This is a genomic window from Streptomyces sp. NPDC007162 (genome assembly GCF_040634175.1).
Classification (GTDB): domain Bacteria; phylum Actinomycetota; class Actinomycetes; order Streptomycetales; family Streptomycetaceae; genus Streptomyces.
The window spans coordinates 1-1542 of record NZ_JBEYFC010000974.1 but is presented as its reverse complement, the minus strand read 5'-3'; the positions used below and the strand labels follow the sequence as shown (position 1 = coordinate 1542).

The following is a 1542-nucleotide window of genomic DNA, read 5'->3' as shown; positions in this document are numbered from 1 at the left end:
GAAACGCTGCTCGGTCGCACCCCGAGCCTCGACGATCATGAGGTACTGGTTCTGCCCCTGGACCTTGTAGACCTGCGGCGCCTCGAACAGGTTCTCCGGCGTGTCGCTCATGACCGTGGTGTACGACGAGCCGAAGCTGCCCGGGAAGTTCCCGATCGGCATGCTCGACCGGTAGATCTTGCCGTTGTCGCCGGCGAAGAACAGGTACATGTTCTGGCCGTCGGCGATCAGGGTCTGGTCGATCGGGCCGGTGGCGGATTCGGTGCGGGGGATGCTGCCGGTGAACAGCGGCTGCGGCGCGGACCAGCCGTCGGGGTTGGTGGGGTCGCTGGAGGTGCGGTAGACGAAGGCCGACGCGCCCCACTGGGACGCCAGCACCCAGATGTTCTTGGGCGCGAAGTAGAACAGTGTGGGTGCCACCGCTTTCTGGCTCATGCCGGTCTGGCCGGCCGAGGCCATGTCCGCCCAGTTCGTGAAGGGCTTGAACATCATCGAGCCGTACGACGATCCCGACACGTCCGACGCGTAGACCAGGTGCTTGCCGTTGTACGTCACGGTGGTGAAGTCCTTCACCGCGTCCCACCCGTTCGCCGGCTGCGCCGACGCACCCGTCGAGGTCCACCGGTACGTCGACGGAAGAGCGCACGTGTCGCTCTTCGGCGCCGCGGCCGGCCTGAAGTTCCAGTGCTGGTTGGCACCGCCGTTGGTGTCCCAGATCTGGACGGGAGTGCCGTTGGCGGTCCGACCGCCGGGGATCTCCAGTGCCCGGCCGCTGGCGACGTTCGTCAGGGTGTAGGAGCCGTCGCTGTTCCGGGCGGCCTTCCAGTGCTGGTTGGCGTGGCCGTTGGAGTCCCAGACCGCCATCCTCGTCCCGTTGCCCGTCTGGTTGCCCGGCTCGTCCAGGACCCGTCCGCTGGCGACGTTGGTCAGGGTGTAGGAGCCGTCGCCGTTCCTGGTGGCCCGCCACTGCTGGTTGGCGGCGCCGCTTGCGTCCCACACCTGGAGCGGGGTGCCGTTGTCGTTCTGTCCCGCGGGCTCGTCGAGAACACGTCCGGCGGCCGCGTCGGAGAGCGTGTAGACGGTGCCGGAGGTGATGTCCCCGGCCTGCGTGCCGCCGCTGCCGGTACTGCCCAGGGCGGTCAGCACGGCGCTGTAGGCGGGCTTCCTGTCGCCGCCCGCGTCGAACAGCAGCGGGTTCTCGCCGGTGCGCCAGGAGTCGCTGTCGCGTATGCCCCACACGGTGATGCCGGTGCAGCGGGCGACGCCGAGGCAGTCCTGGACGGTGTCGGCGTACGCGGTGGCGGACGCCTGCGCGATGTCGAGCTCGGTGATCTGGACGTCCACACCGAGCGCGGCGAACTTGGACAGGGTGGTCCGGAAGCTCGCCGGTGGGCCGCCGGTGCCGAAGTGGCTCTGGAAGCCGACGCAGTCGATGGGCACGCCGCGCGACTTGAAGTCCTTGACCATGGTGTAGACGCCCTGGGTCTTGGCGTCGGACCAGTTCTCGATGTTGTAGTCGTTGTAGCAGAGCTTGGCCGCCGG

General features: G+C 68.4%; 1 protein-coding gene. It reads right to left on the bottom strand.

Features of this window, described 5'->3' with window-relative positions:
- A partial coding sequence (locus ABZ646_RS46395) for a non-reducing end alpha-L-arabinofuranosidase family hydrolase (protein WP_360533763.1) occupies window positions 1-1542 on the bottom strand: 1542 nt, incomplete at both ends.